This window comes from Myxococcus qinghaiensis, from assembly GCF_024198215.1.
Classification (GTDB): Bacteria; Myxococcota; Myxococcia; order Myxococcales; family Myxococcaceae; genus Myxococcus; species Myxococcus qinghaiensis.
In genome coordinates this window covers 247853-265017 of sequence record NZ_JAKCFA010000009.1, presented here as the reverse complement: position 1 = coordinate 265017, position 17165 = coordinate 247853, and the positions used below count along the sequence as shown (strand labels likewise).

Annotated in this window: 14 protein-coding genes; 5 read left to right on the top strand and 9 right to left on the bottom strand. The window is 69.7% G+C overall.

The window, feature by feature from the left end:
* Window positions 1–170 precede the first annotated feature (170 nt).
* From LZ199_RS19025 to LZ199_RS19010, 4 genes are read right to left on the bottom strand one after another with little or no spacing between them, the layout of a single operon-like run.
* On the bottom strand, window positions 171–1790 hold the full coding sequence (locus tag LZ199_RS19025) for an MXAN_6577-like cysteine-rich protein (RefSeq protein ID WP_253995139.1): 1620 nt from the start codon (window positions 1788–1790) through the stop codon (window positions 171–173).
* Entirely contained in the window at window positions 1787–3760 is a 1974-nt protein-coding gene (locus LZ199_RS19020) for a TonB-dependent receptor plug domain-containing protein (RefSeq protein WP_253995138.1), read from the bottom strand. Before LZ199_RS19020 ends, LZ199_RS19025 begins: the two co-directional genes overlap by 4 nt.
* On the bottom strand, window positions 3757–5877 hold the full coding sequence (locus LZ199_RS19015; RefSeq protein WP_253995137.1) for a carbamoyltransferase family protein: 2121 nt from the start codon (window positions 5875–5877) through the stop codon (window positions 3757–3759). Before LZ199_RS19015 ends, LZ199_RS19020 begins: the two co-directional genes overlap by 4 nt.
* An 8-nt stretch (window positions 5878–5885) precedes the next feature.
* Complete coding sequence (locus LZ199_RS19010; protein WP_253995136.1) at window positions 5886–7151, bottom strand: hypothetical protein; 1266 nt, start codon at window positions 7149–7151, stop codon at window positions 5886–5888.
* Window positions 7152–7337: 186 nt separating this feature from the next.
* Here LZ199_RS19010 and sitA6 point away from each other — a divergent pair, with 186 nt between their 5' ends.
* The gene (gene sitA6, locus LZ199_RS19005) at window positions 7338–8051 is read left to right on the top strand and encodes a SitA6 family polymorphic toxin lipoprotein (RefSeq protein ID WP_253995135.1); all 714 of its coding nucleotides are present in this window, start codon (window positions 7338–7340) and stop codon (window positions 8049–8051) included.
* Window positions 8048–8770 (top strand): SitI6 family double-CXXCG motif immunity protein, encoded by a 723-nt coding sequence (sitI6, locus tag LZ199_RS19000; RefSeq protein WP_253995134.1) that lies wholly within the window; start codon window positions 8048–8050, stop codon window positions 8768–8770. The genes sitA6 and sitI6 overlap by 4 nt, the downstream gene beginning before the upstream one ends.
* A 12-nt stretch (window positions 8771–8782) precedes the next feature.
* Here the strand turns inward: sitI6 and LZ199_RS18995 are convergent, their stop codons facing one another.
* Complete coding sequence (locus tag LZ199_RS18995) at window positions 8783–10255, bottom strand: cobyric acid synthase (RefSeq protein WP_253995133.1); 1473 nt, start codon at window positions 10253–10255, stop codon at window positions 8783–8785.
* A gap of 72 nt (window positions 10256–10327) precedes the next feature.
* Here LZ199_RS18995 and LZ199_RS18990 point away from each other — a divergent pair, with 72 nt between their 5' ends.
* Genes LZ199_RS18990 through LZ199_RS18980 form a run of 3 tightly spaced genes read left to right on the top strand, consistent with a single transcriptional unit; the run spans window position 10328 to window position 12923 of the window.
* The gene (locus LZ199_RS18990) at window positions 10328–11194 is read left to right on the top strand and encodes an ABC transporter substrate-binding protein (protein WP_253995132.1); all 867 of its coding nucleotides are present in this window, start codon (window positions 10328–10330) and stop codon (window positions 11192–11194) included.
* Window positions 11191–11985, top strand: a complete 795-nt coding sequence (locus LZ199_RS18985) for an ABC transporter ATP-binding protein (RefSeq protein ID WP_253995131.1) — start codon at window positions 11191–11193, stop codon at window positions 11983–11985. Before LZ199_RS18990 ends, LZ199_RS18985 begins: the two co-directional genes overlap by 4 nt.
* Entirely contained in the window at window positions 11982–12923 is a 942-nt protein-coding gene (locus LZ199_RS18980) for a FecCD family ABC transporter permease (protein WP_253995130.1), read from the top strand. The genes LZ199_RS18985 and LZ199_RS18980 overlap by 4 nt, the downstream gene beginning before the upstream one ends.
* 5 nt (window positions 12924–12928) lie before the next feature.
* On the opposite strand, the gene LZ199_RS18975 is transcribed toward LZ199_RS18980, so the two are convergent.
* From LZ199_RS18975 to cobT, 4 genes are all read right to left on the bottom strand, one after another.
* Window positions 12929–14188, bottom strand: a complete 1260-nt coding sequence (locus LZ199_RS18975; RefSeq protein ID WP_253995129.1) for a cytochrome P450 — start codon at window positions 14186–14188, stop codon at window positions 12929–12931.
* A gap of 132 nt (window positions 14189–14320) precedes the next feature.
* Window positions 14321–14941 carry a histidine phosphatase family protein gene (locus LZ199_RS18970; protein WP_253995128.1) on the bottom strand — a complete coding sequence of 207 codons (621 nt, stop codon included), beginning with the start codon at window positions 14939–14941 and terminating at the stop codon, window positions 14321–14323.
* Between the two features lie 27 nt (window positions 14942–14968).
* Entirely contained in the window at window positions 14969–15709 is a 741-nt protein-coding gene (gene cobS, locus LZ199_RS18965) for an adenosylcobinamide-GDP ribazoletransferase (RefSeq protein ID WP_253995127.1), read from the bottom strand.
* Window positions 15710–15758: 49 nt separating this feature from the next.
* On the bottom strand, window positions 15759–16820 hold the full coding sequence (gene cobT / locus LZ199_RS18960) for a nicotinate-nucleotide--dimethylbenzimidazole phosphoribosyltransferase (RefSeq protein ID WP_253995126.1): 1062 nt from the start codon (window positions 16818–16820) through the stop codon (window positions 15759–15761).
* Window positions 16821–17165: the final 345 nt, after the last annotated feature.

The following is a 17165-nucleotide window of genomic DNA, read 5'->3' as shown; positions in this document are numbered from 1 at the left end:
GTCCTTGGAGGGAGTGGGAGCGACCTTCGTGCGTCACGCGGAGGGCTAGAGCATCCGCCATGCCAGCAGGGTGCGTGGAGCGACCTCCCTCGGAGGACCGCGTCTCGGCGGGACGAGCTGACCCGCCGAGGCAGGGGCACATTGCCCCGTCGGGGCGAAGTGCCCCTGCTTCAATACTGTTTGTCCAGGGCCACCACGTCGCTGACCAGCGAGAAGCCACTCGCGGGGCAGGCGGCGATGGCGGGCTCCGACGTGTCCAGCAGTCCCCGGCGCTCGACGAGCGTGCTGCCCACGACTTCGTGGACGAAGATGCGCCCGCCGTTGGTGTCGCCCAGGTAGGAGCGATTGCCCACCACGGCGAAGCGGCCGGCTGCGGGAATCGGACAGGAGCCGATGCCCGGCGAGCACTGGATGGGCGCGGTGGACACCACGCGGTCCTGCGCGTCGAGGAGCACCAGCGCCGAGCGCTCCACGGACAGCAGCTTGAACTCGGAGTCGTAGGTGGCCTTGCCGCCGCAGCTGACGAGGAGCTGCTCGCCCACGGGAGCCACGGCGCTCGGGTTGAGGCAACCGTCGCCCAGCTCGATGAGGTCCACCGCGCGGCTAGTGGGGTCGATGCGCGCCAGCAGGCCCGGCCCGCCAGGGCTGTACGTGACGGGGTTCAGGTTGTTGAGGGCGACGTACAGCTTGCCGTGGTGTGCGGTGATGCCGGTGGGCGTGGACAGCGTCGTGTTGTCGGGGAAGGGCTTCAGCGCGGCCCCCGAGGGCAGCACGATGGTGTCCGTGATGACGGGGGTGGAGAACTCGTTCAGCGAGACACGCACCACGCGGCCTCCGGCGGACGGGTCGCCCAGCAGGTTGCCATAGAGGGTGACCCAGAGGTCGTTGTTCAGCCTCGTCATGCCGAAGGGATTGGTGTTGGCGCCGAAGCTCACGCTCGCGATGTCGGTGAGGGGGATGCCGTCGGGGTAGTGGGAGTCCCGGGGGCCAGGGGGGATGGGGTCTCCCTCACGACGGAGCATCTGAAGCGTGTTGTCGGATGAGTTGAGGATGTAGAGGTACGGGTCCAGTACCAGGACCTGGTTGGGAGCGCGGCCCGTGTCGTTGCGCGCGGGCAGCACGCCGTAGTCCCTCAGACGCGCCTGGACGAGCTTGCGCGTGGAGTCGAGCACCAGCAGCACATTCATCATCCGCGCCGCGCTCTGCGGAGACGAGGCCACCAGGGTGTTCGGGCCCTTGAAGTCCGACCCGGACTGGATGCCCACCACCTGCCCGGTGTTGAAGCACGTGGCCACCACGTCGTAGGTGCACACGCCGCCCCGGCAACTGCGAGCGTCGCCACAGGCGTTGTCGCAAGCGCCGCAGTGGAGGTTGCTGACGGCCGGATTGATGCACCCGTTTGAACACTGAAGCATGCCCCCGGCGCAGCTTCCCTGGCAGTCGCCATTCATGCACACCTCGAAGGGTTGGCAGACCTTGCCGCCTTCGCCCGCGCAGCCGCCGCAATGCTCGGGCGAGGACTGGGTATCGACACAAGCGCCGCCGCAGGCCGTGGCGCCCTGCTGACAGCGGCACGCGCTCTGCGCGCAGAGCTGTCCGGTGCCGCAGGTGTTGCCACACTCGCCACAGTTCGCGGACTCGCTGGTGAGGTCCACGCAGGTGTCCCCGCAGCGGGAGAGTCCCTCGCTACAGACGACGCCTTCGTCGGGGCAGCCCGTCAGGAGCAGGCACGACAGCAGGGAGACCAGGACGGCGACGTGTCGCCCGGGAGGAAGTGGCGCGGCATTCATGGGGTGTCCGCCTTTCGATGAGAGGAGGGGGAAACGTCGAGCGACATCGCCACGGAGGCGAGCACGGCGCGGCCCGGCAGGGGATAGCCGTCGAAGTCCTCGACGAAGGTGTCGAAGACATTCTTGACGTCGAGAGAGAGTGTCAGCGCGGGCCGGCGTCCCAAAATACTGGACACGCCCGCGTGCAGCAGCGCCCGGGCCGGCAGCATCAGCTCCCCGGTGCGGTTGCGAAGTTGCGAGGACTGGGCCCGCAGCTCCACGCGTCCCGTCAGCCACGAGGGCCCGGCGGCCACGCGCGCCGACACGGTGTGGCGGGGGCGCAGCGGAATCTCCTTCAGGTAGTAGCGCGGGTCGTCCCGGAGGTTGCGCGAGACGAGCAGCGTGTACGCCAGCGAGCCCGACAGGAAGGACGTGGGCCGCGCCTCCGCGTCCATTTCCAGTCCCGAGACGCGCGCCGAGGCGAAGTTGAAGGGCTTGGCGGCGAACGGGGGATACGCCTCGTAGGCGATGAGGTCTTCGTAGAGGCTGTGGAAGGCGCCCACGGACACGAGCGAGTGCTTGGTGTGGTGGGCCAGCGCCACGTCCGCGGACACGGCCCGCTCGGCGCGCAGGTCCGCGTTGGGCAGCAGCGTGCCCTGGCGCACGTACAGCTCCAACAGCGAAGGCGCGCGGTGGGCCTGTCCCACGTTGGCGCGCAGCTCCAGGCTCGCGGGCAGTGACACCCGGGCCCCCAGCTTGGGAGACCACAGTGTGTAGGGGCCCACGCGCTCCAGCCGCAGCGAGGGTGTCACATGCAAACGTCCCGAGAAGAGCGCGACGTCGTCCATCGCCATGACGCTGGCGCGCAGCCAGGAGGTCCGCTCTTCCGTCGGTGATGCGACACCGTTCGTGGACAGGCCCTCTCCGCCCACGCTCGCCAGCGCCGACACGACGTGCGAGTCCCCCAGGGGCAGCCGTCCCTCGAACTCGCCGCCACCCGCGCGCAGCACCTGCACGCCCTGCTGCGACACGGGGCCACCTGTCAGCTCCAGGCGCTCCTGTCGGAAGTGCGCGCGCGCCGACACGTCGACCCGGTTCGCGAGCGAGCCCAGCACGCGCAGGCTCAGCACGCCCCGGCGGCTGGACTGACGCGCGTCCGCGACGGGGTTCTGCACCGTGCCCGCGAGTCCGCGTCCTTCCAGCGAGCCCTCGCCCATCGCATCCACCACCACGCCCGGCGCCAGGCGATGCCTCACGCGCAGCAGCGCCCCCGCGCCGCGTGCATCGTTGTTGTCACGTCGCCGCGTCTCGGGCGCGTCTCCGGGCAGCGTGGGCGTGGGGTCGAAGGGATAGGAGAAGCCGCCGGAGGAGGTGCCGCCATGCACGAGCAGGAGCAGCTCACTGTCCAGCAGCGGGCCGGTGGCGGCGAGCCAGCCCGTGGCCGTATCCCAGCTTCCGTAGCTCACCTCACCGGACAGGCTCAGCGTGTCGCCAGGGCTTCGGGTGACGATGTTCACCACGCCGCCCAGGCCCCCGCTGCCATAGCGCGCGCCCGCGCTGCCTCGCAGCACCTCGAACTCGCGAGCGAGCGCCAGGGGGATGCGCGACAGGTCCGCGCTGCCGCCCGCGCCGTTGAGGGGGATGCCGTCGAGCAGCACCAGCGTCCCGTTCGACGAGGCACCGCGGACGACCAGGCTCTTGCTCTGGCCATACCCGCCTGACTCCTGGATGGCGACACCGGGGGACGTGGCGAGCACCTCGGCGGTGTCGCGGGCCGTGCCGCCGCGCTCCTCCACGGAGATGACGGTGACGACGCTGCTGGGGTCTCGTTGAGAGGCGCGGTCCATCGGCTCGGGGTCGGGCACCTTGCCCACCACGTCGATGACCTCGGACAGTGGAGGCGTGCCCGCGTCCTCGGAGGACTGGGCCCGCGCGGAGGTGCCTGCCAGCAACGACAGTCCCAGGCACCACCTCGCGAGCGCCGTCCTCACGCTCCCGCACCGGGAGCGAGTCCCGGACCGAAGCCGAGAATGGAAGCCCGGCGCAGCGAGCCGAGCCTCCGCAGCAGCCGTCCTTCATCCAGCGTGGCGTCTCGCCGAGCGGCGCGCTCCAGCAGTCGCCAGCCCGTCATGCGGGGTTCGATGGTCTCCACCAGCTCCGCGAGGGAAGGGGAGACGAGCTGGAGCACCGTGCCCCACGGTGTCCGCACGCGGAACGCACCACAATGTCTCCACCCGCCGGTCATCTGGCGCGCATCCTCCAGGGCGCGACCTTCCGCGTCCAGGGCGAACCCGAGCGGCTCCTTCAACAGGTGCCCCAGGTCGTTTTCACCCGCGAAACCGCCGGGCTCGGGAGGAAGTCGCTCTCCGAGCACGAGCAGCTCCAGGTCCAGCAGTGAATTGTAGGCTGCCTGCTTCATGACCAGGTGCTCGCCCAGCACGCAGCCGTCGAGCCCCGTGGACAGCAGGCACCACAGGGCGTCTTCGGGAGTCTCGACGATGGGCTCTCCCGCGACGTTGAAGGAGGTGTTGAGCAGGACGGGCACCCCGGTGCGCGCATGGAACGCCGTGAGCAGCGCGTGCAGCAGCGGGACGTGCTCCGCGCGGACCGTCTGGACGCGGCCGGTGCCGTTGACGTGGGCGACGGCGGGGACGCGATGACGCTGCTCCTCGCGAAAGCGCCACACGCGAAGCATGAACGGACTGTCGTCGGACTCCGTGGCGTCCAGGTCGAACCACTCGCGTGCGTGCTCCGCGAGGATGGCGGGCGCGAAGGGGCGGAAGGCCTCGCGAAACTTCACCCGGCTGTTGAGGACGTCCTTCATGTCACCGGGACGCGGGTCGCAGAGGATGCTCCGCTGTCCGAGCGCGCGCGGGCCCAGCTCGGAGCCTCCCTGGAACCATCCGAGCATCTTGCCCTCCATCAGCAGGTCCGCGACGGCGGGCACCACCGAGGGCAGGCGGCGGGACACGACGGCGGGCGTCGCCTGGATGGCGCGCTCCACCCAGGTGGAGGGATACGTCCTGCCCACGCTGTCCTGCTGGAGCCGTCGACCTGTCCGATGCCCTGTCAGGTGCCAGAGCCCGTGGTACGCCGCTCCCAGGGCGGTGCCGCTGTCCTCGGCGGCGGGCATGACGTAGACGTCTCGGAAGCCCGCTTCGGTGAAGAGGCGTTCGTTCGCCACGCTGTTGAGCGCGACGCCGCCCGCGTAGCAGAGCGTGTCGCAGGACGTGCTCGCACGCAGGCGTCGGACGACGTGCAGCAGCCCCGCCTCCAGCGCCGCCTGCGCGGAGGCCGCGAGGTTCCGGTACTCCTCCTGTCGCGCGGGCCAGCGCTCGTTGTGAGGGAACCGCCGAGGCGCGGCGTCGGAGAAGACGAACCGCCCGTCGACGATGTCGAAGAAGTCGGTGATGGGGATATCGGCCACGCCGTAGGGCGCAAGGCCCATGACCTTGCCCGGCCCTTCGAGCACATCCGAGAAGAGCTGTCGCCCGACGGCGGAGTACAGGCCGCCCAGGCTGCCGAAGCGTGGCATCCCCTGGAAGCGCTCCAGCTCCGCGGAGGCGGTGACCTCCAGGAACGTCCCCAGGTGTTTCTCCAGTGGGACGAAGCCGTCGCGTGAGGCGCGGTAGACGGAGAGCGTCTCTTCTCCTCGTCGTTCGGAGACGACCGCCGCCAGCTCCTCTAGGGACAAGTCGTTGACGTTGGAGCCGAAGCCGTCGGCGACGAGCACCAGGGCCTCGTCGAAGCCGGACGTGGCGAAGGCGCCAACGGCGTGCCCCAGATGATGGGAGAGGGTGAGGGTCGGCACCCCTGTCTTGTGGAGGGCGAGGTCAGGGTTGGCCCGCACGTCGAACATGGGCCCACGAGGCCCCATCAGCGAGCAGCACGCGACGAGGCTCAAGTCCTCGGGTCGGATGCCCGCATGCTCAAGGCAGTAGCGCACCGACAGCGACGCGAGCCCGCCAGGAAGCCACGCCCGCTTGCGTCGCAGCAGGCGCTCTTCCTGGATGGCCACGACCACTTCGTCGCCGCGCAAGAGACACGCGGCGCCGTTGTGGTTCGACGCGCCGATGCCCAGCACCCACGGAGCGCTGTGGCGCGACATGGGGGACCTCAGTTCGCCGGAGCGGGCTCGGGCCTCAGGGAAGGTGCCTGGGGCGGGGCCACCGTGGGGGCCTGCTTGCGAGGCGCGGGAGCGGCGGGGGTGGGCGCGGCGACGTTGAAGAGGTTGACGAGCACACCCACGGCCGCGAGTTGGGACGTGGTCGGGTTGTAGTCAATGGCCTCGCCGATGGGGAAGTCCACGGAGCTGGAGGCCTGGACCTGGAGCTGTCCGGCGGGAGTGACGAGGACGGTCCACAGCAGGCCCTCTTGTGTGGTGGCGAAGACGTACGGCTGACCGCCGACGCGGGCCATGGCGGCGCGGAACGCGAAGGACTGGGGCAGGGACAGGTTCTGCTTCAGGTCCACGGAGCCCTGGGACTGGAACTCCGCGGGGCGCAAGCGGAAGAGCCAGGTGTTCTTGTCCGAGGGGCCCACGGAGCAGGCCACGGCGACCAGGTGGTCATCGAGGATGGCCAGGCCGTTGATGCCACGCTGGGCGCTCGGGTTGTAGCGCTTGCGGGCGAGCATGTTGCCCTGGGGGAGCTGGAGCATCACCAGGTCGCCGTCCTCCGCGCCGGTGATGACGATGCCATCGCGCCACGCGACGATGTCGCGCACGTTCCAGAGCTGGAAGGGGCTGGGGATGGGGTTGGGGGAGCGGACGTTGAGCTTCTTCAGCACCGCGAGCTGGCGGCCGTTGCGCGAGACATTCCAGATGAGGACGAAGCCGTTCTCATGGCCCGTCACCAGATACTCGCGGTTCGCGTGCGCGACGAAGACGCCGCTGTTCGCGGTGCCCACATCCGCGTCGTACGCGAAGTTCTCGAAGCGGAACGCGCGAGGGAGCCTGTCCAGGTGTGCGGGCTCCGCATCCTCTTGCAGCGCGGCATCCCGCTCGCGCCAGAGGGTGATGGTGGTGTTGTCGTTGGAGGTGACGAAGGTCCGCTCGTCCCGGACGGCCATCATCTCCACGCCCCGGTTGGCGGGGGTGCGCAGGACATCGGTGAGCATGGGTCCCCACTCGGTGGGGCCAGGAGGACGGAAGAACGTCATGGAGCCATCCAGGCGCCCGACGATGAAGCGGGTGGAGTCCAACCACTGCAACTGCTGGGTATAGGGGTACGTGGTGCCCACGGGTGTGAGCACCTGGGCGGCGAGGTTGCTGTCCGCGGTACTGATTGAGGCCTGTTCCTGCGCGTGGGCGTCGTGCTGACAGGCCATGGCAAGCAGCAGCACCACTCGTGGCAGCACGCGAACGAATCCATCGAGCTTCATGTCGAGCCTCCTCCTACCTGCGCTTCAGTCGGGAATCCCCAAGCGCCCCCCTCGGCGGGATGTGGAGTCAGGCAAACGTTGTCATGTGCTCGGCCAGGGCGGATGCCAGGCCATTATAACTTTCCTCGCGATGGGTGTCATGGTTGGGTGGGATTTGTAGAACCCTGACGCATCGATGAGGTGCACATGAGAGCTTCGGCCTGGGCGCTTTGTGTCTGCGTGTTGCTGCTTGCATGTGCGTCGACCGCGCCAGGGGTTGAGGATGTCGGCGGGCTGCTGACGGAGGCCAGCCAGGATGCTTCCGCCGAGGCCTGCGCAGAGGAAAGCGAAAGCGAGGCTGGCTGCATCGCCCCCGCATGCGCGGGCGACACCTGCGGGCTCTTCCGTTGTGAAGACCTCGCGTCGCCGCCGGTGGCCCTGAGAGGGAGCCTCCCAGCGCGGCCTGGGACAGCACCGCAACGGTTGTACGGAGCCGCTCAACCCCTCCCTGGTCGAGGCCCCGCCCTCGTCATCGAATGGCATCGGAAAGAAGAGCTGCCGAGCCAGACGCGTCTGCGGAAGGCGTACTCCGAATGGGCCTCGCGGCCAAAGGAGAAGCACCACATCTTCCCCCGCGCGTTCGAGCGGTACTTCGATGCACGAGGCATCAACATCCATGAGTACGCGCTGGCGATTGATGTCGCGCACCATCGGAAAATCCACGAGGGGCCAGGGGGTGGACCGTGGAACCAGGAATGGCGCGCCTACATCGAGCGTCGCCAGGGGTCGAGGCCACCACGGCGAGATGAGCTTTTCGCGCAGGCGAGCGGCATGATTGTACGGTACGGGTTGGTGGGCATGCCCATGAGCTACTGGCAGCAACTCTCGGTGATTCTCTCGACGCCAGCGGAGGTGAGATGAAGTTCTTCTGGCTGCGCTCCTCTCTCTCTCAGGGGACACGTTGGAGCGGGAGCTACGAGGCGAGTTACCGGTGGGGGCTGCCTGGGGCCCAGTGTCCGACCTGTCGTGCGGAGCTGGGAGGCGTGGCGCTGAACTACCCGAACGTGAGCCTCTCGGAACTCCAGAACGAGCGGGAGTATCGCGAGGCGAGGCCCGTGCCGTGGGAGGAGTACCTCCGCCTCCGTGAAGGTGTCCTGCCACTCCTTCCCGTGGGTGCCAGATTGGAGCCGGGCTCCTGTTTCGGCCCGCTCCGGGGGCGTGCACGAGGAGTGTTCCCTCCCGTGGTGATGCAAGACCCGTGGACGCTCCTCGTGGCTCGTCCCGTGCTTCAGGCGATGGAGCAAGCGAGGCTCAGTGGGGCTGTTCCCGTTCGAGTCGACCTCAAGGGACTCAAGGACCCTGAAGGCCTCTACGAACTCCAGTTGCTGCCGCAGGGGAAGCTCGCGTCGGACTGCGCGTCGCGGCGGGGGCCGAGCTGCGCCACGTGCGGGAGCGTGGAGGACCTGTGGCCCGATGAATGGTGGTTGGATACGGATGCGTTGCCGACCATCGACCTGTGCAGACTCCCTTCGAATCCCGCCATCATCCTGGCCAGCGAGAGAGCCGTCGCGGTCTTGACCACGGAGGGGGACACGGGAGTGCGAGCGGTGGATGTGACGGAGCCACGCACCGCAGCCTGAGTGGGGATGGAGTCAGGCAAACGTTGTCATGTGCTCAGCCAGGGCGGATGCCAGGCGATTGTAACTCTCTTCACGACGGGTGTCATGGTTGCACAGGGGCGCTGTCAGGACTGGCAATCCCTTGCGCTGGCGCAATGAGTCGATGAACGCCCTGCTGAGTCGGGGATTCTTGAACAGGTCATGGATGAACGTGCCGAAGATGGGCAGTCTCTCATGCACGGCGCCGTCCACTCCGCCCGCATGGGCGTAGAGCGGCCTCGCGCTCGCATACCTGACGAGTCCGGAGTGGATTTCATACCCTGACACCGCGCCCGCACTCGCGAAGGGATTGTCAGACGTGGGCGTGTAGTGGCGATTGAAGACCGTCTTCCCGGGTAGGAACTCCACGTCGATGTCCAACAACCCCAGGCCCGTGGTGCTCCCGTGCTCGGACTCGCGGCGCCCCTCGTCCAGCAACGCCCGCCCCAGCATCTGGAAGCCCCCGCAGATGCCGACGATGGGCGTGGTGGCGCTCAACTCCTGGAGCACTCGCTCGAACCCGATGCGCCGCAGGTGGTGCAAGTCCCCCACGGTGTTCTTGGTGCCGGGCAGGATGATGGCGTCCGGCGCGCCGAGCTGGTCCACCGAGCGTACGAAGCGGACGCGCACGTGGGGCTCCTCTTGGAGGTAGTCGAAATCCGTGCTGTTGGAGATGTGCGGCAGGTACACCACCGCCACGTCGATTTCCGGCGCGCCCTGCATCCGAGGCTGGACGCGGTCCTCCTCCTCCAGTGCCAGCGACAAGTAGGGAATCACCCCGACGACAGGCCGCTTCGCGTGGTGCTCGATGAAGTCCACGGCGGGCTGGAGCACCTGCCGGTCTCCTCGGAACTTGTTGATGATGAAGCCGGCGATTCGCTCGCAGTCCTCCGGCGCCACCAGCTCCAGCACCCGCAGCGTGCCGAGCAGCTCCGCCGCGATGCCGCCCTTGTCGATGTCCACCGCCAGGTACACCCGCGCGCCCAGCCGGTGCGCCACCTCCATGTTCACCACGTCGAACGGACGCAGGTTGGGCTCCGCGCAGCTGCCCGCGCCCTCCGCGATGACCAGGTCGTAGTGGCGCGTCAGGTGGTCGATGGACTCCTGGATGGCGGCCAGCTTGAGCGCACGGTGGGTGTCGGAGAGGAAGTACTCGCGCGCGTCGACGTCCTGGTGGGGCCGGCCGTGGATGATGAGCTGGCTGACGCTGTCCGACTTGGGCTTGAGCAGCAGCGGGTTCATGTGGACGATGGGCCGCTGCCGCGCCGCGAAGGACTGCACCGCCGTGGCCCGGGCGATTTCCTCGTTCTCCTCCGTGACGAAGGAGTTGAGGGACATGTTCTGCGACTTGAAGGGGGCCACGCGCAGCCCCTTGTTCGCGTACAGGCGGCACAGCCCCGCGACGAGCGTGGTCTTCCCCACGTGGGAGCCCGTGCCTTGAATCATGAGGTGGGGTTGCTTCGGCATGGTGGGCCTCCTGGCGCGCGTGCACTATATGGTGCAAAACGTTGCCAACCCTTCACGGGCTCCCCGTCGCTCATGTCCGTCGCGCGCTCCCTCTCCCTGCTCGTCCTCTCCCTCGCGCTCCTCGCGGGCTGTCAGCGCTCCGCGCCGGCCCCGGAGGCGGGCACGCGGCGAATCGTCTCGCTGTCGCCCGGAATCACAGAGACGCTCTACGCGCTGGGTGCGGGCGAGCAGGTGGTGGGCCTCTCCGACTGGGCCACCTGGCCCCCCGAGGCGGCATCCGTGCCCAAGGTGGGCTCCACGCTGTCGCCCAACTACGAGGCCATCGCCCGCCTCAAGCCCACGCTCATCATCGATGAACAGGTGAAGCAGGCCCCCGCGGGCTCGCTGTCCGCGCTCGCCCCGGTGAAGGTGCTGCCCTGGCTCTCCGTCGACGACGTGGCGAACGGCATTCGCGAGCTGGGCCGCCAGACGGGCCGAGAGGACGCCGCCACGAAGCTGGCCCAGAGGGTGGAAACGACGCTGAAGCGCAAGCCTCCGCCGGATGCGCCGCGCGTGTTGCTGGTGATTGGGGACCCGGAGGCCGCGCTCTCCAGCATCTGGTACATCCGAAAGAACTCGCTCCATGGCGCGGCCCTGGAAGCAGCCGGCGCGCGCAACGCCATCGCCGAGGACCCCTCGGGCCCACCCAACGTCTCCGTCGAGCAGCTCATGACGGTGGACCCGGACATCATCCTGGTGCTGGTGGAGGGCCCGCGCCTGACTCCGGACGAGGAGGCTCGACAGCTCGCCCCGTGGAAGCAACTGACGGTGCTGCGCGCGGTGAAGCAGGGACGGGTGAAGCTGGTCGCTGGCCCGGGCGTGCAGTCCACCGGCCCTCGCATCCTGGACGTGGTGGAGCAGCTCCAGGCCGCGCTGCGCTTCGACACGAAGACCCCATGACGTCTCTTCTGGAGGTCTCCGGGGCGACGGTGCGCAAGGGCGAGCGGGCGTTGCTGGAGGACGTGTCCCTCCGCGTCGCCCCGGGAGACTTCGTCGCCGTGGTGGGACCCAATGGCGCGGGCAAGACGACGCTGATGCGCGTGGCGCTCGGCCTTCAGCGCCCCGACGCGGGCCGCGTCACCTTGAATGGACGCGACGTGGGAGCCCTCTCGCCTCGGGAGCGCGCCGCGTTCCTCGCGTGGCTGCCCCAGCGCGTCCAGGTGTCAGAGCCCATCACCGCGCTGGAGCACGTGGCCGCCGCGCGCTACCGCTTCACGGAATCCCACCGTCGCTCGGAGGAAGCCGCGCTCGTGGCGCTCGCCCGCGTGCAGGCGGAGCCGCTCGCCTCGCGGCCCATCACCGAACTGTCCGGCGGAGAGCAGCAGCGCGTCGCGGTGGCGGCGCTGCTCGCACAGGAGGCGCCCCTGGTGCTGCTGGACGAGCCCGCCAACTTCCTGGACCCCGCCCAGCAGCTGGAGCTGTATGCGCTCGTGGGGCAGATGTGGCGCTCGGGGCTGGGCGTGCTGTGCATCACCCACGACATCAACGTGCTCGCCCATGCGATGCGCGCGGGCAGCGAGGGACGGATTCGCGTGCTGGGCTTGTCGAAGGGCCGCGTCGCCTTCGAGTCGCACTACGACGCGCCGGACCTGGGTGAGCACCTGGGCCGGGTGTTCTCCGTGCGGATGCGAGGCGTCGAAGTCGAGAACCGCCGGGTCTTCGTGGGCATGTCCCTGGAGCGTGGGGAATGAGGACGCGCCTCGTGGTGATGCTGGCGGTGTGCGCGCTCGTGGTCGCCGTGGCGCCCTTCATCGGGCCGCCCATGCCGCCGCACGCGCGAGACTTCATCCTCTGGCAGTTGCGCATCCCCCGGACGCTGATGGCGCTGGTGGTGGGCGGCACGCTGTCGCTGGTGGGCGCGGTGTACCAGTCCCTCTTCTCCAACCCGCTCGCCGCGCCGAGCACCATTGGCACCACGGCCGGCGCCACGTTGGGTGCGCTGGTGGCCATCGTCCTGGGCGCGCGCGCCGCGATGTGGGGCCTGCCGCTCATCACCGCCGCCGCCTTCGCGGGCGCGCTGGGGGTCAGCCTGCTGGTGGCCGCCATCGCCGCGGGACGCAACGTGCGGATGAATGACCTGGTCCTCGCGGGCATCGCCTTCTCCATGGCGGCGGGCGCCATCTCCACGGGCGTGCAGTTCTCCGCGGACTCCGCCGAGCTGCTCACGGCCATGCGGTGGACCATGGGCCACCTGCCGCAGGTGGGCTATCAGAACATCGTGATGTTGCTGCCCATCGCCGCCGTGTCGGTGGTGGGCCTGCTGACGCTCACCCGCGCACTGGAGGTGTTCATCTCCGGCGAGGAGCACGCCGAGTCGCAGGGCGTCAACGTGCGCGCGGTCCGCATGGCCTCCATCGGCCTGGGCGCGCTGGGCGTGGCGGGCTGTGTCGCGTGGTGCGGCCCCATCGCCTTCGTGGAGCTCATCGTCCCCCACATCGTCCGCCGGGTGCTGGGGGTGAGTCGGCGCGTGCTGCTGCCGTGCTCGGTGGTGGTGGGCGCCAGCTTCCTCGTGCTCTGCGACGCGGTGGCCCGCATCATCTTTCCGGGCAAGGAGACTCCCGTGGGTCTGGTGACGGCGGCCCTGGGCACGCCGCTCCTCATCTACCTGGTGGCGCGCAAGCCGTCCTGAGCCGCTCAGCCCTGGCAGGGCAGGGAGGTGAGGCCCCGGAACACGGCGGTGTCGCGCCGCCTCCACGCGCCGGGCACCAGTCGCAGTCCAGGCAGGTCCCTGGCGAGCGTGCCCAGCGCGCCCTGGGCCTCCATGCGCGCGAGCGCCGCCCCGATGCACTGGTGGATGCCGTGGCCAAAGGCGATGTGCTGGAGGTCCGTGCGTTGGATGTCGAGCGTGTCGGGCTGCTCGAAGCGCCTCGAGTCTCGATTGGCCGCGCCCAGCAGCACCCAGGCCCACTCGCCCGCGCGCACGGCGGCGCCGCCCACCTCCACGTCTTCCTGGGCCATGCGCGAGCAGAGCTGCAATGGCGTGTCGAAGCGCAGCACCTCCTCCACCGTCCCCTTGATGCGCGAGGGCTGAGCGCACAGCGCCTCCCACTGCGCGCGGTGCTCCATCAGCGCGAGCATCCCATTGCCGATGAGGTTGACGGAGGTGTCGTAGCCCCCGAAGAGGAGGAGCATGCACGTGGGCAGCAACTCCTCCTCGCTCAGGGCCTGCTCATCCTCCTGCGCGGCCACCAGCAGGCCCAGGACATCGCCGCGCCGCGATTGCCTGCGCCGGGTGAGGGAGGCCTGGAGACATTGGCTCACCTCGCGCGTGGCGGCGCTGGCGGCCTCGCGCACGGCCAGCGGCGCGGAGGCATCTCCACAGCGGGCGAGCGCGAGCGCCCACCGCTGGTACAGGTCCGAGTCCAGGTCGTCAGCGCCCACGAGCCAGCGCAGCGTCGTCCGGGCCAGCGGCGCGGCCAGGTCGGCGATGACGTCCAGCTCGCCCCGTTGGCGCGCCTGGAAGAGGAGCGCCTCCACCGTGGCCTGGATGTGCAGGGACAGCTCCTTCAGGCGCGTGCCCAGCGCGCGCTTCGTCACGGCGCGCAGGCGCGTGTGGTCCGGCGGGTCCATCAACAGGAACCACTGGCTGTGCATGGCGGACAGCGCCGCGAGCGCCTCTGGAGGCGCGGGGAAGTCCTCGGGGCGACTCTTCCGCGCGCTCGCGATGTTCCGGCTGAAGCGCGGATGGGAGAGCACCTCCACGCAGTCCGCGTGACGCGAGAACAGCCACAGCCGCAGCTCCGGGTTCCAGCACGCCGGACGCTGGAGGAGCTGTTCATAGACGGGGTAGGGATTGCCCAGCGACTCGGGTGAGAAGGGATTGAGGCGCTGCGTCTCACGGACTCCAGGGACGCCAGGCGGCGCGGGCGCTTCGCCTCGCGAGTCGGTCTCCATGCGACAGGCCCCCCTGCGCGTCGGACGGTCAATCCCAGAGCGATATCGAACCGAGCCGTGAACCGTGAAGGGTACGCCTCGCGCCTGAAACCAGTCAAACCGAGGGCCCGGGTGAGTCCCTGGCCTGGCGTGTCAGGGCTCCGCGTTCATCAACTTCACCACGGGCTCGTCGCCATAGAAGTCGATGACATTCACGGAGGCGTGGACCTGGTCCAGTCGGAACAGGTGCTGGTCCGCCATGCCCAGCGACTCGGCGAGGAGGGTGCGATTGACGCCGCCATGCGACACCAGGGCGAAGCACTGTCCGACATGCCGAGCCCGCAGCATGCGTCCACCGACACGCACGCGCTCGCGCATCTCGGAGAACGTCTCTCCCTCCGGAAACCGCACCCGGGCCGGATGCTCCATCCACTCCGCGTACACGTCTGGAAAGCGGCGCTCCGCCTCCTCGTAGGTGAGGCCCTCGAAGAGGCCGAAGTCGATTTCGCGGAAGGCCTCCTCCACGCGGATGTCCAGGCCCCGGTCCGCCGCCAACCGCCTCGCCGTGTCGAGCGCCCTGAGCCGGGGGCTGGAATAGAGGGCCTGGAGCTCCACCTGGGCCAGCAGGCGCGCGGCCCGCTCCGCCTGGACGTAGCCCTCCGGCGCGAGGCCCACGTCGAGCCGTCCATAACACCGGCCCTTCATCTCCTCGGAGGGCCTGCCGTGGCGCACCAGAATCATGCGCGTCACACCGCTCGGCATTCGCCAGTCCATGCCGCGTTCCGTCCCTTCCCGGGTGACTCAGCCGAGCGCCAGCGCCAGCACGAGCACCAGCGCCTCGCACACCTCGGTGTTGGCGCCCATGGTATCGCCGGTGATGCCGTCAATCTTCTTCCGGCACCACAGGCCCTGGAGCGCCGACACGCACGCCACCATCACCAGGGCCACGCCGCCCTTCCAGCCCATCAGCCCCAGGGCGAAGCCGAGCGCCAGCACCGTGGCGCCGAGGACTTCGACGCGGCCGACATAATCGGTGATGGCCATGCCGATGCCACCGCTCCGCCGCGCATACGGCAACAGCCATCCTTGTGGAACCGAGCCCCAGCGGCCCAGCGCCAGGGCCACCACCAGCGCCGCGTCCGCCTGTCCGCGCTCCAGCAGCGCCGCGAGCGCGCTGGCCTTGAGGCCCACGGTCAGCAGCAGGGCGACCCCGCCATACGCGCCGATGACGTGGTCCCTCATGATGCGCAGCACGTCCTCCTTGGTGCGCCCGCCGCCGAAGCCGTCCGCCATGTCCGCCAGCCCGTCCAGGTGCAGCGCGCCGGTGAGCAGCGCGTAGACGGCGAGCAGCAGGTACGCGGTCACCATCGACGGCAAGAGCGGGTAGAGCGCCAGGCGCAACGCGACGAGCAGCGCGGCGAGCAGCGCGCCCACCAGCGGAAAGCACAGCGTCGCGCGGCCCACGTCTCCCGCGTCGAACGTGGCGGCCCCGGGGACGGGGATGCGGGTGAGGAAGGCGATGCCGGCGAGGAGTCGCTTCATGGGGTGGCTCGGCGCGACTCCTGCCACGTTTCGGACGTGGGAGCGAGCCTCAGCGCCGGGTCTTCTCCGCCACGCCCGCCGAGGCGAACGTCGCCATCTCGTGCAGCACGTGCATGCTGCTGTCCATCAGCCCCATCGCCAGCACGGCGCCCGTGCCCTCGCCCAGTCTCAGTCCCAAATCCAGCAGGGGCCGCAGCCGCAGCGCCTCCAGCACCCGGCGGTGGCCCGCCTCGCGCGACATGTGACTGGCGAGCAGGAAGGGCATCACCTTGGGACACAGCCTGGCCGCCACCAGTCCGGCGACGGAGGAGATGAAGCCATCCAGCATGACGGGTACCCGCCGGGAGGCAGCGCCCAGCGCCGCGCCCGCGAGCCCCGCGATTTCGAAGCCACCCACCTTGGCGAGCACGTCCAGCGGGTCCGCCGCGTCCGGCTGGTTCACCGCGAGCGCGCGCCGCACCACGTCCACCTTGCGAGACAGGCCCTCGTCATCCACGCCCGTGCCGCGCCCGGTGGCCATGTCCGGTGACACGCCCGCGAGCACGCACGTGAGCGCCGCCGACGCGGTGGTGTTGCCGATGCCCATGTCACCCAGGCCCAGCAGCGTCACGCCCGAGTCCGCCAGCTCCAGCGCGAGCAGCGCGCCCACGCTCAGGGCCTCCTCGGCCGTCTTGCGCGACATGGCCGGCCCTCGGGCCAGGTTCGCCGTGCCCGGGCCCTGGCGGTGCACGCGCACGCCCTCCAGTCCTTCCACCGGCACGCGCACGCCCATGTCGACGACCTCCACGCGCACGCCGTGCTGCCTGGCGAGCACGTTGATGGCCGCGCCGCCCCGGGCGAAGTTGGCCACCATCTGCGCCGTGACTTCAGCGGGGTAGGCGCTCACGCGTTCCTCTGTCACGCCGTGGTCCGCCGCCATCACCACCAGCCCCTTGCGAGGCATGGCGGGCGCGGGCTCTCCGCGCAGCGCCGCCCACTGACACGCCAGCTCCTCCAGGCGGCCCAGGCTGCCCTGCGGCTTCGTCTTCATGTCCAGCAGGCCCTGGCACTGCCTCCCGGCCTCGACGTCAGGTTCGGGAATCGTGGCGAGCACGTCACGGTACGCAGGCATGGGGCCCCTTTGAAGGAAACTCCTTCAAGCTAGGCGTGCGCGGTGCCGCGAGGCAATGACCGTGGACGGGCCCGAGTGCAAGGTGCTGCACGGTGGTGGACACAAGCCCGCACGCACGTGCCCTGTCCCGCACTCCACACAGGGCCCGCCTTCGAGGGCCGCGTGGCGCCATGGGCCTGGCTGCCCCGCGAGACGGGCGCACCGTCGAGCAGTGAGGGATTGAGCGCGAGCGCGTCGAGTCACCGACAGCCCGGGGGCACGAACCCCTGGCGCGCGGCGCGGCGCGGGTGAAAGTGCGCGGGCCGCTGCACGGCTGTCCCGGTTCTGGGGCGGCGGGGGGAGGCG